General features: G+C 35.8%; 21 protein-coding genes. 13 read left to right on the top strand and 8 right to left on the bottom strand.

Annotated features, from left to right (window positions below; all coding sequences use genetic code 11):
* Positions 1–184: 184 nt before the first annotated feature.
* The 7 genes from C4F50_RS00610 (at position 185) to C4F50_RS00580 (ending at position 7,333) form a co-directional block, all read left to right on the top strand.
* On the top strand, positions 185–655 hold the full coding sequence (locus tag C4F50_RS00610; RefSeq protein WP_193844503.1) for a JAB domain-containing protein: 471 nt from the start codon (positions 185–187) through the stop codon (positions 653–655).
* Between the two features lie 58 nt (positions 656–713).
* A complete protein-coding gene (locus C4F50_RS00605) occupies positions 714–953 on the top strand; it encodes a DUF6965 family protein (protein WP_193844502.1) in 240 nt (79 codons plus the stop codon).
* A 169-nt stretch (positions 954–1,122) separates the two neighbouring features.
* Complete coding sequence (gene dinB / locus C4F50_RS00600) at positions 1,123–2,304, top strand: DNA polymerase IV (RefSeq protein ID WP_193845816.1); 1,182 nt, start codon at positions 1,123–1,125, stop codon at positions 2,302–2,304.
* Positions 2,305–2,307: 3 nt separating this feature from the next.
* Positions 2,308–5,361: a DNA polymerase III subunit alpha gene (locus tag C4F50_RS00595; RefSeq protein ID WP_193844501.1), complete on the top strand. Its 3,054-nt coding sequence runs from the start codon at positions 2,308–2,310 to the stop codon at positions 5,359–5,361.
* A 290-nt stretch (positions 5,362–5,651) separates the two neighbouring features.
* A complete protein-coding gene (locus tag C4F50_RS00590) occupies positions 5,652–6,278 on the top strand; it encodes an SOS response-associated peptidase (RefSeq protein ID WP_193844500.1) in 627 nt (208 codons plus the stop codon).
* Between the two features lie 10 nt (positions 6,279–6,288).
* Positions 6,289–6,714 (top strand): hypothetical protein, encoded by a 426-nt coding sequence (locus C4F50_RS00585; protein WP_193844499.1) that lies wholly within the window; start codon positions 6,289–6,291, stop codon positions 6,712–6,714.
* 262 nt (positions 6,715–6,976) lie between these two features.
* Positions 6,977–7,333, top strand: coding sequence for a hypothetical protein (locus C4F50_RS00580; RefSeq protein ID WP_193844498.1), 357 nt, complete (start codon positions 6,977–6,979; stop codon positions 7,331–7,333).
* Between the two features lie 13 nt (positions 7,334–7,346).
* Here the strand turns inward: C4F50_RS00580 and C4F50_RS00575 are convergent, their stop codons facing one another.
* The 8 genes from C4F50_RS00575 to C4F50_RS00540 form a co-directional block, all read right to left on the bottom strand.
* Positions 7,347–7,865 (bottom strand): hypothetical protein, encoded by a 519-nt coding sequence (locus tag C4F50_RS00575; protein ID WP_193844497.1) that lies wholly within the window; start codon positions 7,863–7,865, stop codon positions 7,347–7,349.
* 15 nt (positions 7,866–7,880) lie between these two features.
* On the bottom strand, positions 7,881–8,870 hold the full coding sequence (locus C4F50_RS00570; RefSeq protein ID WP_193844496.1) for a hypothetical protein: 990 nt from the start codon (positions 8,868–8,870) through the stop codon (positions 7,881–7,883).
* Positions 8,871–8,947: 77 nt separating this feature from the next.
* Positions 8,948–10,594 carry a restriction system-associated AAA family ATPase gene (locus C4F50_RS00565; protein WP_193844495.1) on the bottom strand — a complete coding sequence of 549 codons (1,647 nt, stop codon included), beginning with the start codon at positions 10,592–10,594 and terminating at the stop codon, positions 8,948–8,950.
* Positions 10,591–12,444 (bottom strand): restriction endonuclease subunit S, encoded by a 1,854-nt coding sequence (locus C4F50_RS00560; RefSeq protein ID WP_193844494.1) that lies wholly within the window; start codon positions 12,442–12,444, stop codon positions 10,591–10,593. Before C4F50_RS00560 ends, C4F50_RS00565 begins: the two co-directional genes overlap by 4 nt.
* The gene (locus tag C4F50_RS00555) at positions 12,444–14,021 is read right to left on the bottom strand and encodes a type I restriction-modification system subunit M (RefSeq protein ID WP_193844493.1); all 1,578 of its coding nucleotides are present in this window, start codon (positions 14,019–14,021) and stop codon (positions 12,444–12,446) included. Before C4F50_RS00555 ends, C4F50_RS00560 begins: the two co-directional genes overlap by 1 nt.
* A gap of 5 nt (positions 14,022–14,026) precedes the next feature.
* Positions 14,027–14,401 carry a hypothetical protein gene (locus tag C4F50_RS00550; RefSeq protein WP_193844492.1) on the bottom strand — a complete coding sequence of 125 codons (375 nt, stop codon included), beginning with the start codon at positions 14,399–14,401 and terminating at the stop codon, positions 14,027–14,029.
* Positions 14,401–17,193, bottom strand: a complete 2,793-nt coding sequence (locus C4F50_RS00545) for a type I restriction endonuclease subunit R (RefSeq protein WP_193844491.1) — start codon at positions 17,191–17,193, stop codon at positions 14,401–14,403. The genes C4F50_RS00550 and C4F50_RS00545 overlap by 1 nt, the downstream gene beginning before the upstream one ends.
* 27 nt (positions 17,194–17,220) lie before the next feature.
* Entirely contained in the window at positions 17,221–18,318 is a 1,098-nt protein-coding gene (locus C4F50_RS00540; RefSeq protein WP_193844490.1) for a Fic family protein, read from the bottom strand.
* Positions 18,319–18,782: 464 nt separating this feature from the next.
* Here C4F50_RS00540 and C4F50_RS00535 point away from each other — a divergent pair, with 464 nt between their 5' ends.
* The 6 genes from C4F50_RS00535 (at position 18,783) to C4F50_RS00510 (ending at position 26,536) form a co-directional block, all read left to right on the top strand.
* Positions 18,783–19,094 (top strand): hypothetical protein, encoded by a 312-nt coding sequence (locus tag C4F50_RS00535; RefSeq protein ID WP_193844489.1) that lies wholly within the window; start codon positions 18,783–18,785, stop codon positions 19,092–19,094.
* A 678-nt stretch (positions 19,095–19,772) separates the two neighbouring features.
* The gene (locus C4F50_RS00530) at positions 19,773–22,757 is read left to right on the top strand and encodes a type I restriction enzyme HsdR N-terminal domain-containing protein (RefSeq protein WP_193844488.1); all 2,985 of its coding nucleotides are present in this window, start codon (positions 19,773–19,775) and stop codon (positions 22,755–22,757) included.
* Positions 22,758–23,207: 450 nt separating this feature from the next.
* A complete protein-coding gene (locus C4F50_RS00525; RefSeq protein ID WP_193844487.1) occupies positions 23,208–24,077 on the top strand; it encodes a chromate resistance protein ChrB domain-containing protein in 870 nt (289 codons plus the stop codon).
* 40 nt (positions 24,078–24,117) lie between these two features.
* Positions 24,118–24,633 (top strand): hypothetical protein, encoded by a 516-nt coding sequence (locus tag C4F50_RS00520; protein ID WP_348536967.1) that lies wholly within the window; start codon positions 24,118–24,120, stop codon positions 24,631–24,633.
* A gap of 11 nt (positions 24,634–24,644) precedes the next feature.
* A complete protein-coding gene (locus C4F50_RS00515) occupies positions 24,645–25,814 on the top strand; it encodes a chromate transporter (protein WP_193844486.1) in 1,170 nt (389 codons plus the stop codon).
* Positions 25,811–26,536: a superoxide dismutase gene (locus C4F50_RS00510; protein WP_193844485.1), complete on the top strand. Its 726-nt coding sequence runs from the start codon at positions 25,811–25,813 to the stop codon at positions 26,534–26,536. The genes C4F50_RS00515 and C4F50_RS00510 overlap by 4 nt, the downstream gene beginning before the upstream one ends.
* Positions 26,537–26,574 lie beyond the last annotated feature (38 nt).

The raw sequence follows: 26,574 nt of genomic DNA, 5'->3' as shown, positions 1-26,574 counted from the left end.
CTTAGGGGCTATTGTGGAATGTTAAGTCAATTTCATCACAAAGTTCGGGCACGGCTTTCGGTTCTCCGCAAAAAATTCCCCCATAAATGCAGGGCTGCGCTCCTGCTTTATTGCGTTGCTTTCTGCGTTCGCTCGTCCCTGCCCGCTCAGCGGTGCTGTAATTAATCTTAAAACTACAGCAGCTATGAAAAATGCACATCAAAACACAGACTGGCAGAAAGTATCAGAAATCGAACTGATCTATAAAACCAAAGTAAAAAGTGCCGACAGGCCTTATATCAGCTCTTCCCGAGATGCTTACCGCATACTGCTCGACAGCTGGGATCCCGGCAAGATAGAATTCTTTGAGCAGTTCAAAGTACTGCTGCTCAGCCAGTCCAACAGGGTTCTGGGAATCTACGAGGTTTCCTCAGGAGGCATCTCGGGAACTGTGGTGGATATGCGCCTGCTTTTCGCTGCAGCCCTTAAAGCTGCCGCCGTCGGGATCATTATCACCCACAACCATCCCTCCGGAAAAACATCACCTTCCGAGGCCGACAGAAATATGACCCGAAAAATCCGGGATGCCGGAAAACTGCTGGATATTCCGCTGCTCGACCACCTGATTGTGACACCCGAGACCTATTACTCTTTTGCAGATGAAGGCGCCCTTTAAGGGCGTTTTCATCTTTCATGCCCTTGTGCTGTTCTGGTTTTTTAAGTAATTTTGCCCTATGAATCATGAAGAAATAAAACGATATTTTGAGAACAATCCGCCGCCGAAGGAAGTAGTGTGGACCGAATGGGCGAAGATTACCGACACTCAGGTTTTTCTCAACAGCTGTTATACCACCATCAAAAATTTTAACGGCCCGATAGACCGCTGCCCGGCATGGTGGCATTTAAGGGATTTTTACATTCTGATGAAGAAAACAGCAGGCCAGCCGATCGGCGAAGAACCTGCTTCAGAATAATTCTGATCCTTCCGTAAATTCTTAATAAAGGAAAAAAGCACCGATTTGGGTGCTTTTTTTATGCCCCGAAAAATAAGGCTTTTTTATTTTTGTTATTATTTAGAACATTTTATTTTTGAGAATTGTCGCTGTCTGTACTAATTTTGATCTGTATAAAATGATTAAGATTATGAGCCGGGCTATTGTACACATCGACATGAACACGTTTTTCGTATCCTGCGAAAGACTGACAAATTCTGAACTTAACGGCATACCGCTTATCATTGGAGGCGGTGAGAGAGGTGTTGTGGCTTCGTGCTCTTACGAAGCCCGAAAATTCGGCGTGCGCTCGGCCATGCCGATCCATATGGCCATGAAGCTCTGCCCTCAGGCCAAAATTATGAAAGGCGACATGGAGCTCTACTCCAGGCTTTCACATGACATTACAGAAATCATTCAGGAAAAAGCACCCGTAGTGGAAAAAGCCAGCATCGATGAATTTTATCTGGACATCACTGGCATGGATAAATTCTATGGCAGCTACAGATGGACAGATGAGCTCGCCCAGCGCATCACAAAAGAAACAGGACTTCCCCTAACCTTTGCGCTTTCGGTCAACAAAACCGTATCGAAAATCGGCACCGGTGAAGGCAAACAGAAGCAGAACCTTGAAATTCCCGAGCATCTGGTGCAGTCTTTTTTAAATCCGCTTTCCATCCGCAAGATTCCAATGGTCGGCCAGAAAACCTTTGAGCTTCTTTCCCGCATCGGCATCCGCACCATCCGCACACTCTCTGAAATGCCTGCCGAATCCCTGCAGCAGATGATCGGCAAAAACGGAACAGAACTCTGGAAAAAAGCCAATGGAATTGACAACAATCCTGTAGAGCCTTATACGGAAAGAAAATCAATTTCAACCGAGCATACCTTTTCACAGGACACCATTGATGTATTAAAACTAAACAGAATCCTTCAGGGCATGGTGGAAAAACTGGCTTATCAGCTGCGAGCTGAAGAATGGCTCACCTCAACGGTGACCGTCAAAATAAGATACGCCAATTTTGATACCGAAACCAAGCAGTCCAGAGTCCAGTACACCTCAGCGGATCATCTTCTAACCCAGACCGTCACTGATCTTTTTACCAAGCTCTACCAGCGCCGCATGAGGCTGCGTCTGATCGGAGTGCGGTTCAGCGGACTAGTCAGGGGAACCTACCAGATTGACCTATTCAATGATACCGAAGAAATTCTTTCCCTGTATCAGGCTATGGACAGAATGAAGACCCGTTACGGATTTGATGCCGTGATGAGATGCGCTGGAGCATCTTTCAAACCCAACAATAAAGACGAAATTTTAAAACGTAAAAAATAAATCATGTTTCTCAACTGCCACTCCTATCATTCCCTGCGCTACGGCACTATTCCGCTGGATGATCTGATAAAACAGGCAGCACAGTGCGGTGTCACGGCAGCAGCCTTGACCGACATTAATACCGTAACTGGGATTTATGATTTTATAAAAGGCTGTGAAGCCTCAGGCATAAAACCGCTTGTCGGTATAGAATTCCGATGCAGGCACAAATTGCGTTATATTGGACTTGCCCAAAATGCAGCAGGACTTGCCCGGATGAACCGCTTTCTGACCGATCATAATTTCAGCGGAAATCCCCTGCCAGTAAAAGCTCCGTCTTTTGAATCGGTTTATTTTATCTATACACTGGAAAATGCACCTGCAGAGCTCGGCGAAAATGAATTTATTGGAATTGAGCCTGACCAGCTCGGCAGGCTTTTTATGCCAGAACTTAAAAAGAAGATTTCCAAAATGATTATCCTGCAGCCTGTGGTATTCCGTACCAAAAGGGAATACAACCTGCACCGGATCCTGCGCGCCGTTGACCTCAATGAGCTTCTGTCCAAACTTGGGCCTGATGACTGCTGCAGAAAATCGGATATGATGATGCCCGAAGCGAAACTTATCGTCCTGTATAAAGATTATCCTGAGATCATCCACAATACCCTGTATGTCATCGAACACTGCAATTTTCAGTATGATTTCGAAAGCCCCAAAAACAAAAAACATTACACCAAAAATAAGGCTGGGGACATTGCCCTTCTGACCACGCTGGCCGAAGAAGGTCTGGCATGGCGTTACGGACGACATAATGACCAGGCAAAAGCGCGCGTGGAGAAAGAGCTCAAAGTAATCAATGACCTTGAATTCAGCGGCTATTTTCTCATTACCTGGGATATCATACGCTACAGCAACAGCCGGGGTTTCCTTCATATCGGAAGGGGATCCGGTGCCAACAGCATAATTGCCTACTGTCTGGGAATAACAGACATCTGCCCTTTGGAACTTGATCTGTATTTCGAGCGGTTCCTCAATGAGAACCGTAAAAGCCCTCCCGATTTTGACATCGACTGGAGCTGGAAAGAGCGTGATGTAATCTTAAAATACATCTTCGACCGCTACGGTTATGAGAATGTGGCTTTCTGCGGTACCAATGTAGAATTCAAATACCGCTCGATTTTCCGGGAAGTCGGCAAGGTTTTCGGACTTCCCAAAGACGAGCTAGACCTACTGGCCAAAAATCCTATGAAATTCCATGAACCGAATTCTATTATCAAGCTGGTGCAGGAATACGGCATGATGCTCGAGAAATATCCCAATATGCGCAGCATGCATTCCTGCGGGATTTTGATCTCGGAAGAACCGCTGACCAATTACACGCCGCTGGAAATGCCTCCAAAAGGATTCCCTATCGTGCTCTTTGATATGCACACCGCTGAGGATATCGGATTTGAAAAATTTGATATCCTCAGTCAGAGAGGGATTGGCCATATTGATGATACGGTAAAACTAATTGAGAAAAACAGAGGCCTTCGAATCAATATTCGGGATACCTCATTATCAAAAAACGAACAGTCCGCAAACGTGTATCTTGCCGAGGGACGAACAATAGGATGTTTTTACATTGAAAGCCCGGCCATGCGCGGACTGTTGCGCCGCCTGAAATGCGACAACTATAAAACACTTGTGGCCGCATCATCGATTATCCGTCCCGGAGTGGCGCAGTCGGGAATGATGAAGGAATATATCTTCCGACATAACAACCCGTCAAAATTTGAATACTTTCATCCGGTTTTTGAAAAGGAGCTTGGAGAAACCTACGGGATTATGGTGTATCAGGAAGACGTGATCAAAATTGCCCTGCATTACGGCGGACTCTCAGCAGCCGACGGAGATATCCTAAGGCGTGCTATGTCGGGTAAAGGCCGGTCAAAAGCCGCGCTGCAGAAAGTAAAGGACGATTTCTTTATTTCAGCCGCCGCAAAAGGGCATCCCGAAGAGCTGAGCCAGGAAATCTACCGCCAGATAGAATCCTTTGCAGGTTATTCCTTCTGTAAGGCGCACTCGGCATCCTACGCCGTTGAAAGCTACCAGAGCCTTTATTTGAAGGTGCACTACCCTGTTGAATTTATGGTTGCTGTGATCAATAATCAGGGAGGATTTTACAGAACTGAAATCTATGTGCACGAAGCCAGAATGGCCGGCGCTGTTATCCATACTCCCTGCGTTAATAAAAGCGGATATGAGACTGCTCTTTACGGCACCGATATCTATCTGGGTTTTATGCACCTGCAGGGCCTTGATTCCAAACTCTCGCAGTTCATTTCTTTTGAACGAGAAAGAAACGGCGTTTATAAATCGCTCGAGGATTTCATAAACAGGGTGCCCATGGGCATTGAGAATATAAAAGTGCTTATTTTTATCGGCGCTTTCCGCTTTACCGGAAAAAACAAAAACCAGCTGCTGGTTCAGGTTAGCCTTTTGATGAACAATTTCAAACCGGAAAACCGCGGGCTTATGCTCATTGAGCAGCCCGCCAAAGAATTTAAGCTGCCTGTCCTGGAGCGCTCTGTATTTGAGGATGCCTTTGATGAAATCGAGCTTTTGAATTTTCCCATTTCCTGCACCGTTTTTGATCTGCTGCAGACCAGACACCGCGGAGATGTGATGGTGCGCGACCTTCTCAAATACCATAAAAAGCAGGTCCGCATGCTGGCTTACCTCATTTCAACCAAGCAGGTCCCAACCAAAAGGGGCAATATGTATTTCGGGACATGGATTGATAATGAGGGGGCTTATTTTGATACGGCGCATTTCCCGGATAGTCTGGTAAATAATCCATTTCAGGGAGGCGGATGTTATCTGCTTTTAGGAACCGTGGAAATTGACTATCATTTTCCGACCATCACTATTTCCCGAATGGCGAAAATGCCTTTCATACCTGATCCAAGATATTCGGACTCGGAAAAAAGGTATACCACACAGCACAATATCAAACAGGATGTCAGCAGTACCCACCGCCAGCCTTATCCACAGGAGCATGAAATTAATCTGCCGCGCCACAGAATGAAATTTTGAATATTTATTTATGTAAAGTCCTAAGAATGAATTAAATTTGATAGAGAAGAAAAAAAGAAATAGAAAAACAAGCATGCAGTACCTCAGTTTTCTGCTGTTTATTTTCCTAAGCTTTTGTTTTCGCTTTTCATTTTCTTTTAAAAGTCTTTCGATGCGTTTGATGTCTATTGGGCATAATTCCATAAGATCCGTTTTTTCAAACTTAAACGGTATAAAAAAGACAAATGCCTTTAAAAGGCAATACTAATATCAGGATAAGACATTTTTAAAACAGCCTTAAAACGGAAATTATGTGTTATTATACCCAGCAGAATGCCTCTATAGAAGATCTCAAAAGACGCTTTAATGCAGAACTCGATAATGAAGAGACTTATCTGCAGTCGGATTTTATAAACGGTTTTTCGCATCCCAACATACCTGTGATACTAAATTCCTCTCCCCATCTCATCACAACGGATTACACCTGGGGGCTTCTGCCTTCCTGGGCAAAAGACATTGAGTTTAGAAAAAACACCCTTAATGCCCGCATTGAAACCATTGACGAGAAAGCATCGTTCAAAAATATAACCCATAACCGCTGCCTGATAATCGCTTCAGCCTATTATGAATGGCACTGGAATGATGAAAAAGGAAAAAGCAAGGACAAGTACCAGATCAATTCGCAGGATGATGAAATCTTCACCTTTGCAGGCTTGTACTCAACATGGACTGATCCGGTAACGGATGAGATTAAAAATACCTACACCATGGTGACCACTAAGGCCAATAAAATAATGGATTATGTTCACAACCATAAACACAGGATGCCTATAATGCTTAAAAAGCAGGATGAAACAGCTTGGCTGGACCAGTCTGTTGCCATCACCGAATTTGCCTTTCCCTACGAAGGAAACTTAATTGCACTTCCGTCAAATTAATATTGACTCTATGAAACAGGATATCGATTATTTCAACGGCATGAGCACCGAAGATCTGCTTAATAGATTTATGCAGAAGCTGTATTCCAAAACCGAATTCATACAATATAATGACCCTGATGACTTTTTCGATCCAGAACAGGAATACGGAAATTACATAACACAGTGTATTGCTGAAGAAAGAGATTTTATACGAGAATTAATCCGAAGTAGATCCGCTGAAGCTGGAACAATATTAACTGAGGAGCGGATTGAGGAAATGGTGCAGCAGAAAAGAGAAGAGATCAACAAACTGACAGGATCGGCAATCGAAGACTACATTAAAAAGATTTCAGTGACCTATATTGACCCTGCGCCGTTATGTCGACAGAGGTTTATTATACAGAGATGGTTGTGTAGTTTTTTGAACATCTTAAAATCACTGTACACCAGATAACAAATAGCCGAAATTTAACATTTATTTGAAAGCTAGCTTATCTGTATGTTCACGACTTTTCTCTATTAATCTACCTATTAGATTCTGAACTGAAATTTGTAGTTCACTTAAATCATTTATTTCAAAATCTATCTCAATAGCGTGGTAGACATACGACTCTGGATGGAATACATATTTATAATTAACCTTATCAATCTTGTTCTATCTACTCTATTCTTATGAATTAATTTTGAACAGTAGCGAGTTAAACTTTCAAGTATATTTGCCTGAGCATTTGGAACTACTAGTTGTTCCTTATTTGGCTAATCAGTTATATTTTGACAGTGAAGAAGAATGGGCAAATGGAGATTATGAACATGGAGCTGAAGGAATCTTACAGTTCTACCAAGAGCTTTTTGAAATGGAAGCCATTGAAGAAGTAATAAACTTATTGTCTTTTCTCAACACCCAAAAAATGAATAGGAATGATAATTGTTTTTGTGGTAAAAAAGAAAAACTGAAACGATGCCATTTACAAACCTACAATATTGTGAAAGATTTATCCAAAAGAAGGATTGAGTATGATATTCTTGCCTTAAAATGGCTATCTAAAAAACTGCTTAAATTAAAAAGTATTTAAGATAAAGGGATTTTTAACACCCAAACATTTGATTACTCCCCCAAATGCATAAAAAATTCTCGATTTCATAAGGTTCAAGAATTTGAAGTTCTTGAGAAAATATTTTTTTATTAACAAATCTATTATTAGAATTCTGATTGAATATTTTTTTATATCCTTTTTTAACACCTGCCTGTAAATAAACATTTTTAGGATATACTCTCTTTTGGAAACCAATTCGTAAAGCAGTATCGTAACTCCATAATGATCCTAGTCTATAAATTTGTTTTGAGACTTCATCTGTTATTGCTAAAATTTCTTCAAAATTTTGACATTTTCTTAAATCGACTTCTCTTTGTTTTAGTAATTCAAAACCATTGTTTGCTACTTTAAAACCAACTCGTCTTTGATGGCTAAACATTTTATTTTCGTTAGTAGGATCAATAGACTTTGCAGCTTTTTCAATAGCTTCTATTAAATTGAAATTTTCAAAAGCAGCTTTTACATTTTGTAAATGTTTTCCACAACTGATTCTATAATTTTCTATTTCCATTTTTTGCATCCTGACTTAAACCACTAAAGTTCCTAATAAATTTGCTTCACAATTTGGATCATTTATTACAAAATCATTATACGATTTCATTAAAATTCCATTTGAAATATTTAAATAATCATTAAAATCATCTAAGACATCATCTTCAAATTCAGCATAACTTCTTCCATTTTTTATACATATTTTGTGGTGCTTTAAAAATATTCTGTCCTGCCAAAATTTAGAATGTTTTGCAATTATTGCCTTATATCTAGTTTCAATATCAAATACATCTTTCCATGTTTCTTTGCGATCTTGGTAAGCTGGGTTTGTGGTATTTACTTCTAGTTGCCATTGTGTTGGGTCTTTTAAATCATTATTGGAAGAAATTATGTTAAGATTAATTTCCTGATTAGTTTCATTAGAATAAGGATAATAAAAACGTCGTTGTGGCGCAACTAAATTCTCATAAACCAAATCTTTTTGATTTTTATTTTTTGAATTACACCTATGACACATAGGAAATAGATTATTGAAATTTATTGATATAAAAGGATATTGTGATTTTAAAAGATAATGATCATAATCATCTCTTCCGTCATCATGCTCACACAATAACGATTCTAGACCACAAAATGGACAAACTAAAAATTCATTAATTTCTCGAAATCTATTAAAATGCTGCTTAACAGTACCACAAGAATTTACAACTTTTGAATAACCCAATATTTTATTATCACCCCAAAGTTCGTCATAAAAACTTTCTATTTGAGCTGAAATAACAGCTGGTAATTGTGAATATTTTATAGGCGCATTTGTTGCGTTTGAAAGTGATACAATATCATTATTTATATTATAGGCATCTTTTACAGTCTGTTGTTCTTGAGGTGTTAACAAACCAATGTAGGCGTTAAAAATTGCTTTTAACCTATCATCAATTTGAGTTTTGTATGTATCAATAATCCCTTGAAAATCTGGATGAATTAAATACGCATGTGAATAAACAGTTTGAGAATCATCAAACATTTTTGTAAAAAAGAAATCTAAATAGTTATGTAGATTTTCTATAGGTTGTGGTGATATGGGTTTGTAGAAGTATAGCATTATTTACCACTTTTTTCAAGTTCGTCTTTTATGTTTCTAAGTTTGCTGAATAAATCAAATTTCTCAACAGAATCACCAAAATCTCTATTTAATCGTTCAACAACATTTCTCAATTCATCTGTAGTTGTAATTTTTTCAACCATGTCTTTTAATTCTTTTTTAGCCATTTCCGAAATACCTTCCGATTTTTCGAAAATTTCATCTAAAATAATTGACACAGAAGTTCCGTAAACTTGAAATTCAGGACTATTAAATTGGACCAATCCATCAATTTTCTCAAATTTATAAACGTCTTGACTGTATGAATCCGAAATAACAAATGGTGAATGTGTAGTAAGTATTAGCTCTTGATTTCGGACTTTAGTTATATTACCCTCACTATCATAAGAATTGGCAGCTGCAAGATTTAAGGTATTAATAAATTTGGCTCTCCACTGTGGATTAAAATGTGTATCGGGTTCATCCATTAAAAACAAACAACCTTCATCTTGCATCATCACAACCGTTCCAACTACCTCATTGAATTGGTGTTCACCATCGGATAATGATTTATAATAAATGTCTTTTTCTAATTTCCCTTCTTCAAGAATTTTACTTATTACAATTTTTTCAATTCTAAAAACTAATCTTGATGGATCAGGTTTAGGCATTTCGTCTGAAATGTTTAATGTTTTATTTGCGTTTAGAATTTGTCTTCTTGTTGTTGAGTTAACTAAATATAAATTGAAAATTTCTAATTCATAAAATACTTTAAATAAGGAAAAGGCATTTTTAAAATGAAATTGAAAACTGTCTTTTATAGCATCATCAATTGAAAAATCTAATATTAAAAGATTATATTTTCCAACTTTTTTCTCTTTCCAAATCGAAGCACAACATTTTAATTTTTCTAAATTTTCAGCAATGTTTTCACTTACTGGTAAAACTTTTTTAAATAAATCATCTGTGTTGAGCGTAATTCGAAATGAAACTAAGTTTTCAATTTGAAGTACTTTCTTTAAAATGTTAGCTTTCTTTTCTTCTCCTAACAGCATGTTTGCTATGAAGATTGAAAAATTTGCATTATAATCTAAGAAAAACAACCTATGATTTTCTGCTAATTCTTCTCCTCTTTCAATTTTACCTTTGTTTTCAAAAGCCTTAAAGTAATGGTATTTTAATTTATAATAGGGATTACTCATTAACTCATTTTGGCCAGAAGTATACGCTATAATTTTCTTTGGCAGTAATAGATGAGTGTTTTCATCTATCCTTTCAAACGTTACATCACCAATAATATTAACAGAAAATTCAGGTTTGTCGCCCAAAGGTTTAACAATTTTAATGTGTTTGTCGTAACTAATAGAAGCTTCCACTTCACCTATTGTAACTGATGGACTTTTGTATGGTAAAAAATATTCAATTTCAAATCCGAAATTTTTACTGCTTTTTTCTTCTTCGCTAACCGTGTCTAAATGGTATATCTCTAAAAAGTAGAAAATCTCTGAAAACAATTCTAAAAAGTTGGATTTACCGCTTCCATTTAGTCCTGCAAACACCTTTGTAGATAGCCTATCTTGCCTAAATAAAACATTAAACTCATAGAGTTTGTTTGCTGCGAGACTTCTGAAATTATCGCCTAATATTTTTACGCTTTTTATTTTCATTCTACTACTTTAAAATATATGCCTGAGCGTAATTCCTTTTCTTTATCTTTTATTACTTCGTAGTCTTCACTACGCAACTTTAACTGTACATTCTCACTTACTGCATCGTAAAAAAACTGCTCTAGCTTTATGAATTGATTTTTTCCTATTAATGCTGAGAATACAAATGATTTTATATCATCTGCTTCAATCAATTTTGGATTGGTTTTTAATTCCTCAGATGAATGATAATTTGAAAAAGTAACTCGTTCATTTTCTAGAAAATTCATTAGTATTTCACTATTGAAATGATACTCTGAATATTCGTCTTTTATCCAATTGGCTACCATTTCAAAATTGACCTCTTCCCAAGTTAATTTTGTTTGAAACTGCTCTTTTGCTCCTTGATTGAGTTGGCTTGTTATTGATTTGATTCCATCAAACGATTTCATTGCCAAAGCTAATTGTTCAGGAATTTTATTTAAATTTTGGAAAGGTTCCATTGTCTTGTTTATGTTTTCAATTTGCTGAAATAAAGCTTTTGGTATCATATTATTAGCCAAGGCAAGTCTTTTTTGAATATCATCGGTTTGTTTGATAAATTGCTGCATTTGTTTAGTTAGCTTGGTTTCTAAACTAATATCTAAACCGCTTTCCGCTTCAACTTTTTTTTCAATTTCTCGTATTTGAGCACTAACATCTAATTTACTTAAATCTAATTCTCCCTTAAAAGCTTTTTGACTCAATGACCCAAACAAATTCTCTAACTCTTTTAAGCTTGGTTTATACTGCTGTTTTACTTTTTCTGCTTTTTCTGCTATTGCAGCAAATTTGTTTTGCAGTTTGATTGGTGGGATACTAATTTTTATTTCTTTAACTATACCAACATTTATTATATCCATTGTTCCGCCACGAGATAATTTTGACAATTGTCTTAATAAGTATTCGCTTTTAAAGAAAAATTTGAAATAAACAGGATTAATGACTTTTTTATCAAAACTAATTTTCATCAAACGAGGATTAATTATACCTTGTTGAAATTCTTTTGGAACAACTATAATTTTTCCGTAAGTGCCTACTAAACTTATTAATACATCACCTTCTTTAATTTTACAACTTTCAAGTTTTTTGTATAGTTCTTCATTTATGTAATAATTCCCATAATTTAAATCGTCCTTTATTACTTGTTCTTGGCCATAAATTTTATATCCTTTTTCAACATAAAATTCTTTTTTTAATGAAGATCCAAATGGGCCTGCTTTAATAGCATTTTTAGTTTTTTGCACAGCGTTTTTTACTTCTGTAAAATCCCATTTTTTTATTTCTGGGTTGTTAATAAACATATCCAAAAAAGTACTTCTTAAAAAATCATCTAATAATTCAATTGTTTCTTTTCGATCTTGAATTAGAGTTTCTATTTTTGTTAAAACTTCTGCAATACGGATTTGGTCAACTAGGTTTTCTGGTATTGGTATTTTAATAGAAGCCAAATCCTTTTGATTAATGGCTGTAAAAGTTGAACCAACTCCCATTTTAGAAATTCTCTTTTCATTTACTTTTAAATATTGATAGACATAGTCTCTCGAGATATTTTTGTTAACTCTTATTGCGCTTAAACCTCTGCCAATACATGCGTCAATATTATTTATGTTTACAGAACCTACAGGTGCTCTAACGGATATCAAAATATCATTTGGAAAAGCTAATTTCGTTGTTTTTGTTGTCCAACTTCGAGCCACAGGATTAGTAAGACCAAAATCTGCTTTGCCTTGAAAAAATGGCACACCATCACCATTTTTGTTATATTCTGATGAAGGTGGAGATTGTCCTGCAATAATTTGAGCAATATTTCCTAAACTTTCTAATTTCATTATAATACACCTTTTAATGCTTCAATAGAATTATTGATTTTTTCTTCTAATTTTTCTAATTTTTCTAAAATTAATTCAGGTTTCTCATATGTGATTTCTTCATAAACATCTTCTTTATATTTGCTTATACTTAAATCATAGCCATTGTCTATAATTTCTTGTTTAGGTACAAAGAAATGTTGCTGGGTTCGGTCTGTTTCTTTTTTAGCGTTTCTTTTTTTGTACTTATCAATGATAACGTGTAAATCTTCAAAATCTCGTTCACCAGTTGGTAAAGTTTTAGGATTTCGTTTGTCGTCTAAACTCCATCCATCACCTTGCATTTCATAAAACCAAACATGTTTTGTTTCACCGCCTTTCGTAAATAACAAAATTGCTGATGCTACCCCTGCATAAGGTCTAAATACACCACTAGGCATTGCTATTACTGCTTTTAATTCGCATTTATCTAATAACAGTTTTCTAACTGTAATAAAAGCATTACTACTGCCAAATAACACACCTTGTGGTATAACGACACCAGCTGTTCCTCCCATGCGAAGCATTTTATAAATTCGCTCTAAGAATAATAATTCACTCTTGGTAGAAGAAACGGTAAAACTTGGGTTTAAATCTCCTTTGTCCATACTGCCCGCAAATGGAGGATTTGCCATGACTATGTCGTAAAAATTATCTTCATTGTAATTTTTACTTAAGGTATCTTTATAATCAATTTTAGGTTGCGTAATGCCGTGCATCATTAGGTTCATTAACCCAATACGAATCATCGTTGGGTCAATATCGAAACCATAAAATGTTTCTTCGTTTAATATTTTTTTAGCTTGTTCATCAACTAACTTATCCGCAAGTGTTCCTCTTTCAAAGCCATTGTCGTCTTCTTGTTTGTATTCTTTACTTGTAAATTCAGTTATAATGTATTTGTATGCAGCTAATAGGAAACCTGCCGTACCACTGGCTGGGTCTGCAATTTTATGTCCTAATTTTGGCTCAACCAATTCAGTTATTAGTTCAATTATATGCGTTGGTGTTCTAAATTGTCCATTTTTACCAGAACTACGCAATGAATCTAAAAGATATTCATAGAAATCTCCTTGAGCATCAATAAAACGATTTTCTTTTTCTAATTCCTTGTAAATTTCATCAATAGTTTTAACCGCTTCTGTTAACATTCTTCCACTAGGAATCAAAAAAGCAGCATTCGCCATGTGTTTTGTAAAAAACGAATTGGCATCGTCTAATTGCTTTATAAAAGGAAATACTCTACTTTGAATGTGTAGTAACATATCATCACTAGGCATATTTTTAAAAAAACTCCAACGCAGTGTTTCTTTTTCTACCGCATTTTTTTCGTCTTTTTCATCTACACCGGGAGGAAAATATTTTCCAGAAAAAATAGAATTAAACTCTTCCCCTAAAAAATCGGCATTGCTTATTTTTCGCTTATCAGTTTCGTCTAATTGCTTCATGAATAGCAAATAGGTGATTTGTTCTATTGCATTTAATGGGTTGGATATTCCACCACTCCAAAATTTATCCCACAATGTTGCAACTTTACTTTTTAATATTGGTGTTAACATTTTTATTAATCGTTTTTGTAATTTTTATAATTTGTTGGATTGATCCAAAACTCAAAACATTTTGCAATTTGGTTGTTTTCCCATTCTTTGTCTGCTTTTAATTCTTGCCACGGAATTCCTAATAACTCTTCACATAATTTATAGAAACCGTCTCCTTGTTCACGCATTTTATCTTTATGTGTTACTAAACTGCTTAATAAAGGTCTTCCTTTTTCGTGTTCATGAATGGAAATTTCTCCGAGCCAATCACCAATTAAACTTCTGTCTGACGCATCAGCAAAGTTGAGATGTAATTGTAATTGTTCATTTAGTTGTGAGTAAGTGCAAGTAGTTTTAAGTCGAGCAAACTCTATTAATTTAGATCTTATTTCTTTATCCATTATGCGGCTAATTTTTCTATGAATACAATTATTTCGTTTATCTCCGCGTTTGAAAAAACACCTCTAATCCCATCAGGATGAATTCTAGTGAATGGAGCATTTATTAAATCTCGTTTTTCCACTTCTCCTTTTTCAATTAGAAATGATTTTAAAAGATTTAAAAATTCTAGTTGGCGACTGTTTAAATAACTGTGCTGTTCAATAAATAAATCGAAGGATTTTGAAACTGTATCAGGAAACGCTTCTAAAAGTTCTATCCCTAAAATGTGTTTGATGAATTGTACTAATTGTGCTTTTCTATGGTTGTACACTCTGCGCAACAAATCTACAGTAATAAAAGGTTTTTCGTTGTGTAAATCTTGTGCTAATTGTTTGGCTTCTTCCTCTGTAATATCAATACCTGATTTTAGCTTTTGTAACAAAGGATTTGCCTTGACTAATTCATTTACTTTTTGCTCTACCATTTCTCGGTATTTTGCAATACTTAATGACTCATGTTCTGGGCCAAACTCAATATATTCTTTGCTATGCAATGCATCTTTAAAATTATATTTAGCAGTTCCCAATGGCACAACTAAGCTTTCTCTGAAATACATTAATGGACATAACTTTTCAATTAACTCATCAAAATCTGTTTCTTTAATTTTCGACCAATAGTGATTGGTTTGTGCTTGTCGAATTAATTTTTCTTCTTTTGCTACTGTGTTTACTGTTAAAGGCAACTCAGATATTTCTTCAATAATGCTGTCTTTTAAAGCTTCAAACTTATCTTTTTCATCGGCTAAATGAGCTAATGAAACCTCAACAATATCTTTTTCAAAACGCATTGCCTTGAAATCAACATTTGAAATTGTTCTTAAAAGAGGTTTTACTATATTTCTTAAAAAATCAATTTTATCTTGAGTCAAGAAATTCCAGAAATTCTCATCTTCTACTCTTTGAAGCTCATGTTTGGCATCTAAAATGACCACTGAATTTTGAGGTAAATTTTCAATTTGTTTGCGAAGTTTTAAACTTTCATCTTTAGAAATCTCATTTTCATTTAGTTCAATAGCTTTTTCAATTTTATCTAAACGAATACCAAACAATCGAACTGGTAACGGAATTTGACTTTTTAATTCTTTTCCTTTTGGATTCAATTTGAAGTAATCAAAATTATCCCAACAATCCAGTATTAAAAAGTTACTCTTTTCAGTACACCACGGTTTCATTTTACTTGGTTCAAGTAAACGAGTACCACGTCCAATCATTTGCCAAAATTTAGTGTATGAATAAACCGGTTTTGCAAATACTAAATTTACTAATTCACGAACATCAATACCAGTATCTAGCATATCCACACTGATAGCTATTCTTGGCATGTCTTGATGGGTAAATTGGTCAAGCAATCCGCCTTTTCCATACACTCTTGGGTCATCACTAACCAGAACTTTCGCTAATTCTCCATTGTATTCTGGATATAAAGCATCAAATATTTCTTCCATCCTTCTTGCATGCGCTTTTGTCATACAGAAGAAGATAGTTTTACCAGGTAAAACACCATTAGCATCTTTGATTGATTCTTCCATGAATTCGCGAACAATCAAAGCATTAGTTCCTTTATTCGATACCTTCTTTTCTAAATCAGTTCCTTCAAAATTGATCTCTTCAATTTCTTTTCCTTCTAAGATTAATTTCTTTTGGTCTTCTAATGAAACTGTTCTTTTACTAATCCCATCTTCTTGAAATTTTGTTTTAATTTTCATTACCTGAAAATTGCTCAAGTAGGGTGGAATATTGTTTACTGCTTCCTCATAAGTGTATGCAAATGTTGGCAATCCGTCTTCACATTCAAATAGCTGAAACGTATTATGATCGACTACATCAGTAGGTGTTGCGGTCAATCCTAAGGTAATTGTATTGAAATAATCTAAAATTTCACCATAAGTGTTATATATACTTCTGTGACTCTCATCTATAATAATTAAATCGAAAAAATGAGGTGATAATGATTTTTCTTCACTTCTAATAATATTTAGCATTGTTGGATATGTAGAAATATAAATCCTTCTATCTGCTGAAATTTCTTTTTCACCATGATGAGGCCATCTTGGTTCGTTTGGTAAATGTTCTTTGAAAGCTTCTAAGGTTTGGTCTCTTAATGCTATTCTATCTACTAAAAATAACACACGTTCTGCCCAACCCGATTTCATAAGCGTTTCAACTAAAGCAATACAAGTTCTCGTTTTTCCTGTACCAGTTGCCATGATTAGTAAAAACTTACGTCTTCTTTTTTCAATGGCTTCCATAACGGCTCTAATAGCTGCTATTTGATAATCTCTACCTGCAATTTTTGTATTAATCAATTCACCAACTAAAGATTTACGAGCTTTTTTGATATATAAATAACGTTCTAAATCTTCACGAGTTGGAAAACCATATATTTTTTTAGGTGGATAGTTTTCTAAATCCCAATAATAAATGTCATGTCCATTAGTGTAAAAACAGAAAGGCAATAGTCCTGTTTTCTTTTGTATGTGATAACAATATTGTTTGGCTTGTTCTCGACCTATTGCAGCGTCAACGGCTGACTTTTTAGCTTCAATAACTGCTAATGGTTTGCCGTCTTTACCTAATAAAACATAATCGCTATATTGATGACCTGTGTAAGGAGTTGTAGCTTCTCTTACTAGATTTTCATCAATAATAATATCGAACTCTTCTACTACTTGAGTTCTGTCATTGATATTCCAACCCGCTTGTTTTAGGCGGATATCAATAATTTCTTTGCGAGTATGTTTTTCGTTTTTCAAGTTTTACAATTCAATTTATGAAATACATTATTTCCCTTTCAAAACTTCCAGCAATCTGAAATTGAGGTATAGTTTTTCTTTCCCCACTTGTTCACTTTTTAAGAAGCCTTGATTCTCTAATTCCTTGAGGTAATTCCCTACTGTTTTTAGATTTCCTAAACCTGCTTTTTCTAATTGGTTTCTTTTGGTGTAGGGTAGTCTAAACAGTTCTTCCATTAAATCTTTGGAATATATTTTGGGCAATTTTTGTTGTATTTCTGCTGCCATTGCATTCATTACATTTTCTATTGCTGCAATTTGAGCTCTGCCCTTTAAAGCCGTTTGTTCTACCATATCGAGCATGTACATAATCCAATCTTCCCAATTGTTTTCTTCGGTTACTTTGCGTAAATTGGTGTAGTATTCGGCTTTGTGTTCGATAATGTAATTGCTTAGAAATAATGCTGGCCAATCTAATAAGCCTGTCATTTTGAGGTAGAGCAACAAGATGATTCTTCCCGTACGTCCGTTGCCATCAAAGAAGGGGTGAATGGCTTCAAATTGATAATGTATGATTGCCATTTTTACCAAAGGATCTGTCGTGTCTTCGGCATGAATGAAGTCTTCTAAATTTTTTAGTTTTTCTCTAATTACATTTTCTCCTTCCGGTGGTGTATATACTACCGTATTGCTCACCGGATTTTTTAATTGTGTTCCTGGTGCATTTCGGATACCGGATTGATTTTCTTTAATGATTTGTACTAAGGAGATGAACAAATTAGTGGTTAGAATGGGTCTTTTTTCAATTTGTGCTACGCCATACCATAAGGCATCTTTATAATGCATTACTTCTTTGGTGGCTGGATTATCATTTTTTTTATCGGCAATGGAAGCTTTGAATAATTCGTCCTGGGTAGTGATAATGTTTTCGATTGCCGAACTTGCTTGGGCTTCTTGCAAATTGATAGTATCAATAAAAAGCGTTGGATTTGGCAAATTCGTTATCGCTCCTTTAAGTTCTGACAACGCTCTACTGGCACTAATTGTTTTTTTTAGAATTACTATATTCTCTATTTCCGATTGAGGTGGTAATGGAGGTAAATTATTATAGGGTATTCTAGGATTGTAGATTGTTTCGCTGTTCATATTACTATTTTTGAACAAGGGTGTTCTTTGCCTCTGTTTTATATTCAAGCGTAAAAGTAGTAAAAAATTACTCTCGTTTTACTGTTGTAGGTAAAATTTGCCCTCGTTTAATTTTTATTATCTCCATTTTTAAATTATGTTTATTCTATTCCTTGAATTTATCAAATACCAATAATGAATATACTCTTGGTAATTCGATGAGACGTAGTAAGTTAAGTTTTGGCAGTTTGTATCCTTTTAATTAAATTTTCTATCATTGAGCCTTTAGCTATAATTGTTATATCAACATCGGTATATGTAAAGTAATAAGTAGTCAGTCAAAATAATTTCGATTCTATCTCTATCAAATGAAGTTGAAAAAAAAACACTACTTAACAGTGCTGAGTAATATTGGATATACAAACAAAAAGTAGAGAAAAAGTTAAGCCACATTTTTGTAATTAGTTAATTTATTAAATTCTTCAATGCTGCATCATGGCACTCCTCAAAAGAACTCAATATTTTTTTTAGATTCTATAAATCATGAAGCTTACAGAAAAGAGTATCAAACTCCAATTATTGCATTAGCGCCATTACCAGCCTCAGCTCAGTTCTTAAATGTAATTGAGTCGGTATTCAGTGGATTGGCAAAATCCGTAATTCATAATAGTAACTATGAAAGTCTTGAGGAATGCAAGGAGGCCATCTGTCAATATTTTACCAGCAGGAACGAATATTTCCTTTTAAATCCACGGAAAGCGGGAAAAAAAATATGGGGAAAAGAAATAGTTCCTTAAGTTTTTAAAGACAGTCAAAATTGTAAAGATCCTAGATTTAGATAAATGTAAAAGCAAGTTTAAATCTTAAAAAAATTACTACTTTGAATTTTGTGACATAATCGTAATACATCGTGCTTTTTAAAATCACTAATTTAGCAAAAACAAGGTCTAGCGGGTTTAGGTTCGAAACTTTTAGAAACTTAGTAAAAACATTTTTATGAATAAAATATTGAAATAGACATAATTGAATTTAGGTGCAGAATCGGTGCATTTAAATTTAACACTAACTTAAAACACTGAATAAGTGAAAATTGAAGGTCTAAGTTCGAAACATTACTACATCAAAAACTGTTATAACATTTAGCAATCTGAGATTTGTGGCCAAATCGTGACACAAGCTATTTTTACAAACCAGAAATCCAGCAAAATCAAGGGTTGACAAATTTAGGTTCGAAGCTATTATACGCTGTTTTTATGTTTGTTATTGTTTTATTTCATTAGCAGGTTTGAGTCCTATCGCCGCTACAAGTAAAAAACTTCAGAGAAATCTAGAGCTTTTTTCGTTATATTTACTCATCTAATTCTTTTACGGTGATATTATAATTATACTTTATCCGTATTTTTAGAATGAAGGGAAAAGTAATTAATAAATAAACCCTAGCTTAGGTCTGCAGCATATAAATACATGTTTTTTTTATGGACAGTCACGAAATATTGGTAAACGAAGAAGATATAAGGCTAAAACTGCTTATGCCTTACCTGCAGTCACTCGGTTTTTCTCCTTGTGAAATTCAGATTGAGAAATCATTCTCTATCAGGCTTGGAAAATCCGTGCAGAAAATGCGCGGACGTGCTGATATTTTATGCACGAGGAACGGAAGAAACCTCTTTATCATTGAACTGAAAAAAGACACCGTAAAGATAACCGACCAGGACATTGCACAAGGAATATCATATGCCAGACTGCTTGAAGATAACATAGCGCCCTTCACCATTGTCACAAACGGGAAAGTAACCAGAGTTTTTGACACAATTACAAAGACGGAGCTGACAGGAGAAAATATCGCACAACAGTCTGCTTTCTGGACCAATGGCTGTACGCTCGCTACAGATGACGATATTCTCATCAGATATGACGCCCTTAAAAACTTTATTTCATTTTCTTCCGAAAACCTAAAGCTTTTCTGCCAGAACCAAGTGCAGGATCGGATCGGCCCTTTGCTCGGAAATCTTGATGACCCAACGGCAAAATTTGTCAAAGAGCTTTTTATCGTCAGGCAAAGCTTAAGTGCCCGCTTTGCTTCTTTTACCGAATCAGATTCACCTGTTTTTGCAATTGTCGGGGATGCAGGAGTGGGAAAGACAAATGCAATGTGTTCCCTGGCATTGCAGTATCTGGATGACAATTTTGTATTTTTTTATAATGCCCCCCTCATAAGTAAATCGCCCGTCGAGCATATTGCAGATGACCTGAATCTAACATTTTCAAGCAGGACGGAAACCGATACGGTTTTAAAAAGACTGGACGATATAGGCAGACATCTGAAAAAAAAAATATTAATTTTTATAGATGCGCTTGATGAAAGCACAGACAGCAGCCTTGTAACAGAACTTAGTGAACTTTCTCTGGCAGTACGGAAACTGTCCTATATAAAACTATGCGTCAGCTGCAAGACCGGCTTATGGAAAAATTTCCTTTACAGAAGAGATACCCGTACGCATTTATTTGAAGAAGTTGCCCGATTCGAATCCACAGTTGCTGCAGCGGAAAACAACCCAGGATATTTTCTTGAGGATTTTAGTGCTGAGGAATTAAGATCAATCATTCCGGTCTATAAAAGAGCATATAATTTTCAAGGGGAAATTTCAGACAGGCTATTGAAGGAGCTTAAAAACGGATTCTTTTTAAGGATTTTCAGCGAAGTATATTCCGGCAGGCAAGTTCCGGAAATTTTAAATGACAAGGACCTCATAAGCAGATACATTAAGCAGTCTATCGAAAAAACAGACCTGGAACACCGCATCGCCGTCAAAACACTAAGTGAAATCGGAAAAGTCCTGCTCCGTACCAGCTTCACTTCTGTTCAGGAGCATAAGAACGAGGGGCTGGAAATTAATGGTCTGCTAGATGAGCTGAACTATTCGGTACGTGAAAATCTGCCTCAGGAGCTCTTTACAAGAAACCTGCTGGTAAGATCTAACCTCGAAGATTCATACAATATTACGTTTTATTATTCAAAAATCCGTGATCACATTATATGCTATCATGCTTATGCATTGGATAAAATGAATGACGCCGATTTTTATAATAACCTGCATGTTTTCTTTGAGAACTACATCGGAGAAAGCGCTATTGCGTACTATTTGCAGAATGCTTCACCGACACATAAAGATACCTTTGTCAAATACAAAAAGGATAAAGCGGAAGAATTTGTTCAGGCATATAATTCTTACTTAGATCTGAATTTCCAGCAGTTAAAATCCCAATTCAATCCTAATACTGCCGGCAGAATCGGCATTCTGCTCCCTGAGGATATTTTGAATGAGGACGGATATGCCCTTTTTCCCCTGAATGATGATTCGCAAAACAGCATTCAATTTGCAAATCTACGTACCGGAAATGAAATTCCCCATTCGGAAATTGTATTCTTCAAGTACGGCGTAAAATCAATTTACGGCAGCAATAAAGCTTTACTGAAAAAAGACCAGAGCCCTGTCCTAAGAGAAAAAATTCTAAAGGATCTGAAAGAAATATTTGAAAAAGGAGGATTGAACACGTATGAATCTGAACTATTAAATCTGGAGAAACTTGCAGTACTTCTGTATCATAATTTTGATAAACTGGATTACAACTTTAAAATTAAAGACTTCAGGCTACCCAGATTTGAACTTATATACCCTATCGATTTAAAACTTTTAAAGGAAAAACTATACAGATTTCGCGCCCGCTATCATTACAGAGAAGAAAATAATGATCCTGCTTCAATTGATGAAATGGTCGAAAAAGCGATAGCACAGGAGCTGCAGATTCCCAAACTAAATGTCGGAGGAAGCTTTCCGCCGTTTGAAGAGCTCTATACGGTTGTAAATAGCCTCCTAGAAAAAGGTTATACTATTATAGAAAAATACCATCTTCCCTATCCAGACAAAACAGTTCAGGAGGCGGAGACATTTTACAATTTAGATCCTAAATCGAACCGGTACTTCCAGCGCAGCTGCCAGTACAGTCGAGATCAGGCATGGAACTATACAAAAGATTTTTTAAGACAGCTGGAGATATGCTACAAGGAATTTGTAGAACAGTGCTTTCCTACTTTTAAAGATCAATTTAAATTTTACAATGCAGTGCCTAATGAATTCTTTTTATACCTTAAAGACGAAGATATTTTGAAGTGGGGAAGTTACGGGTACAGGCCTTCACGAACTGGAAAGATCGAATTTTACCTGCTCAATCTGGAAGACTCCGAGAAAGCCTTTGACATAGAAAATCTTGATTCTTTATGGACTTTCATTCTTGATAAATTTTTATGCATTGAAGATGATTTTAGGTACTATCCGATTAAGACAGTCAGAAATATAAATACTTCTGAACTTGACAAGTACTGCGTGTTAAGAAACTGGGTGCATAAAATACTAGAAGATGATTTAAGAACTCTTTTTAAAGGAGAATACGAACAATAAAAACTAGCTCCTTATAATTTGGTACTCTAAATTACTGAAAAATGAATCCCAGCGGTCTGCCTTCAAAATGAACGATAAAAGCTGGCGTTATGGGATGGTATTAAATTATACTGGAATTACCTTCAAATTTGCCACAAACAGATAAGGTGGTTTTTAAAGATAATTCACCCGTCTAAGTTTTGTGGCAGAATCGTGGCACATTCTATTTTAAAAAACTAGAAATTCAGTAAAATCAAGCGTTGACGAGTTTAGGTTCGAAACTTTTAGACATTTCCTTAAGTGCATTTACATCAATCTTTTTTTGAGAAATAACTACAATTTATCGCAGGTTCCTTAAAAGTAAGGTCTTGGATACTACTCTCCCAAAAAACATAATAATATTGAGGAATAAAAAATATAAATTAGCCTAAGTTTTGAATTATATTATTTTAGAAAACTGAACATTGTATTATGAAATGGATCACAAGAGAAAGACCTAAAATAGATCGTATTGCCTGCCCCTGGCTGATAAAGAAATTTGTTGACAAGGAGGCTGAATTTATTTACGTTCCTTACAGTGAGGTACTAGTGAAAGCCAAAGAACTGAATGCAATTCCTTTTGACATTCCTGATGTGGAATTTACGCACTATAATGAGCATTGCACATTTGACTACATAATTAAAAAATATAAAATTGATGATCCTCCTATACTCATTATAGCAGGGATTGTCCGTGGTGCAGACACAGACAGACATGATATTGCAAAGGAATCTGCCGGTCTTTGGGCAATTTCGGCCGGACTTTCCTATAATATCACTGATGATTATGAGCTGCTGCAAAGCGGCATGATGCTTTACGATGCGCTCTACAGCTGGGCAGCACATCTCTACAAACAGAACCATCTTCAAAACAGTCCTTTTGAAAACTTACTGCACCAGGTGTACAACAAATTTTTAAATGATAAAAAATCTGAAAGTAAAAAAACACCTTCATGGGTAAAGGACTTAAAGGAAATGATTCAGGACCAGATCGACACCCAGTTTACTTTTGACTTAAAGCAGATTTCAACTGATCTGGAACTTAATCCCTCCTACTTGTCCAGAGAATTCTCCAAATACTTTGAAGATATGAATTTTGGGGAATACGTCAGGAAATTACGGATCGAAAAAGCAATCAATCTAATTGAAAATTCTACTTACAGCTTAACCGAAATTGCGTACATGACTGGCTTTTCAGACCAAAGCCATTTTACAAGGATTTTCAAGCTTCATACCGGAAAAAATCCGTCTTCGTACCGAAAAAAAACGCAAAAAAGTAATCCAGATACAAAAAGTAAATAACCTTCTATTTCTATATGTCTTGTACATATAGTTTTGTTCTGTGAAACAAAACTATACCAATACAATGAAACCGACCTTGCTGTTTATAATGCTGTTTATAAGCATAACTTCTTTTTCCCAGGAAACGTATCCAAAAATTACAGGCTATTTTGGAATTTATCACCCTATAATTACAACTTCAAGCGAGCAGACCAATTTAAATTTTAGGGATTATTATGCCGTTGGTTTTCCAACCGGCATAAACATCTGGAAAAGCTCCAAAATAGGTTTTTCTTTTGAAATAGTACCCAATATCAGGGTTCAGGGTGCCAGCGATAAAGTAACCAATATCGTGTTTCATCCCGGTGTTCTGGTCGCTTTGGGAAATGGTTACACTTTTGCTGGCAGGATGGCTTTTGAAAGCGGAGGCAGATATGGCTTTACACCCGTTCTCAATAAAACAGTAATAAAAAACAAAAACAGCAGCTATTTCGTGGCTGTGCCCCTCCCTGTTCGTTTTGGAAATGACCATCCCGCAACATTCACCGTTGGCTTTCAATTTGGAATTGCCTTCTAAAAAAACGCATCATGGAAGAAAATCAAAAATATAGTTTAAGGGCATTAGTACTTTACTTTTTAAAATTAGGAACCATTGGCTTTGGAGGCCCGGTTGCCTTAGTGGGATATATGCATAAAGATCTGGTAGAGAACAGAAACTGGATTTCAGAAGAAGAATATAAAGAAGGACTGGCACTGGCTCAATTGGCTCCGGGTCCCCTAGCCGCACAGCTCGGAATATATCTTGGATTTGTACATTACCGGATTCTTGGTGCCACTCTCGTTGGATTTGCCTTTGTATTGCCATCTTTTGTGATGGTAGTTTTACTGGGAATGATCTACAAATTATACGGAGGCTTATCTTGGATACAAGCCGTCTTTTACGGTGTGGGTGCTGCGGTTATCGGAATTATAGCCCTGAGTTCCTATAAATTAACCTTAAAATCCATCGGTAAATTTAATCTGGAATCTTTCAAATCAAAATGGATCTTATGGCTGTTTTTTATACTGGCTGTAATTGTTACGTATTGGACTGAACAGGAACAGGTATTATTGTTTATTGCGACCGGTCTTTTGTATATGATCCTAAAAGCGCCTCCTAAATGGTGGAACGCAAAAACAGTAAATTCAATAGTTATAATAAAGATTGCTTTTTGGGATTACCAGAGTACAACGCTTACCAAAATTGCCATTTTCTTTGCCAAAGCCGGCACCTTTGTCTTTGGAAGTGGATTAGCCATTGTCCCTTTCCTGCATTCGGGTGTAGTGATAGAAAATCAGTGGCTCACAGAACAGCAATTTCTGGATTCGGTAGCTGTAGCCATGATTACACCAGGTCCTGTTGTGATCACTGTAGGATTCATCGGTTATTTGGTTAATGGAATTATGGGCGCATTAGTAGCAGCACTGGCAACATTTTTGCCTTGTTATCTCTTTACAATTGCAATGGCTCCGTCTTTTAAAAAAATTGCACAAAATAAACCCGTAAAAGCGTTTGTCGAAGGTATCACTGCTGCGGTAGTGGGCGCTTTGGTTGGATCTGTTATTGTAATTGCAAAAAGGAGCATAATCGACATTCCAACCACACTTATAGCTATTTTGAGTGTTTTTGCTTTACTTTATATAAAGAAAATTCAGGAACCTTATATTATTCTTATAGCAGCTATTTTAGGTATCATCATAAAATCAGTAATACTATGAACAGAAAAGACTTTTTAAAAACAGGCAGCCTGCTCGGAGCAGCATTGATACTGCCTACAACTGATGCTTTTTCGAAAAATTTAGCCGATAATTCCATTGATAAATTGGTAGATGCTAACGGTAATTATATTCAGCAGACACTTCCCTACAATGAGAATTTTCTTGAACCTTATATGGATGCGGAAACACTTCACCTGCATTATACCTTCCATCATGGCGGGGCTGTTAAAGGAGCTAATAAAGATCTCCAAATGATAAAAAAATCACTGGATGACAATAATTTGGAAACGGTTGATTTCTGGACAAAAAAATTATCGTATCATTTTTCATCTCATATACTGCATTCCATTTTTTGGACCAATCTGACCAATAGAAGTAACCTGCCAACGGGCAATCTTTTAAAACGTATCGAAAAAAGTTTTGGAAATTTTGATAGATTAAAAGTACTGATTGCTGCTACATCAAAGAATGTGGATGGAAACGGATGGGGAATTTTGGCCTATCAGCCCTACAGCGACAGTCTGGTAGTTTTGCAATGTGAAAACCATGAAAAGCTGACACAATGGGGTGCAATTCCAATCTTGGTCATTGATGTCTGGGAACATGCTTATTACCTGAAATACAAAAACAAACGCACCGATTTTGTTGATGCATTATTCCATATAATAAACTGGGATAATGTTGCACAAAGATTAGATGATGCAGAGAATTTGATAAAGTAAAAGTGTCTTCTATTTCTAGTTTATCATAAAAATTTGTG

The organism is Flavobacterium hungaricum, assembly GCF_015182285.1.
In the GTDB taxonomy this organism is placed as follows: Bacteria; Bacteroidota; Bacteroidia; order Flavobacteriales; family Flavobacteriaceae; genus Flavobacterium; species Flavobacterium hungaricum.
The sequence above is the reverse complement of the archived record's forward strand: the minus strand, read 5'-3'. Positions and strand labels throughout refer to the sequence as shown.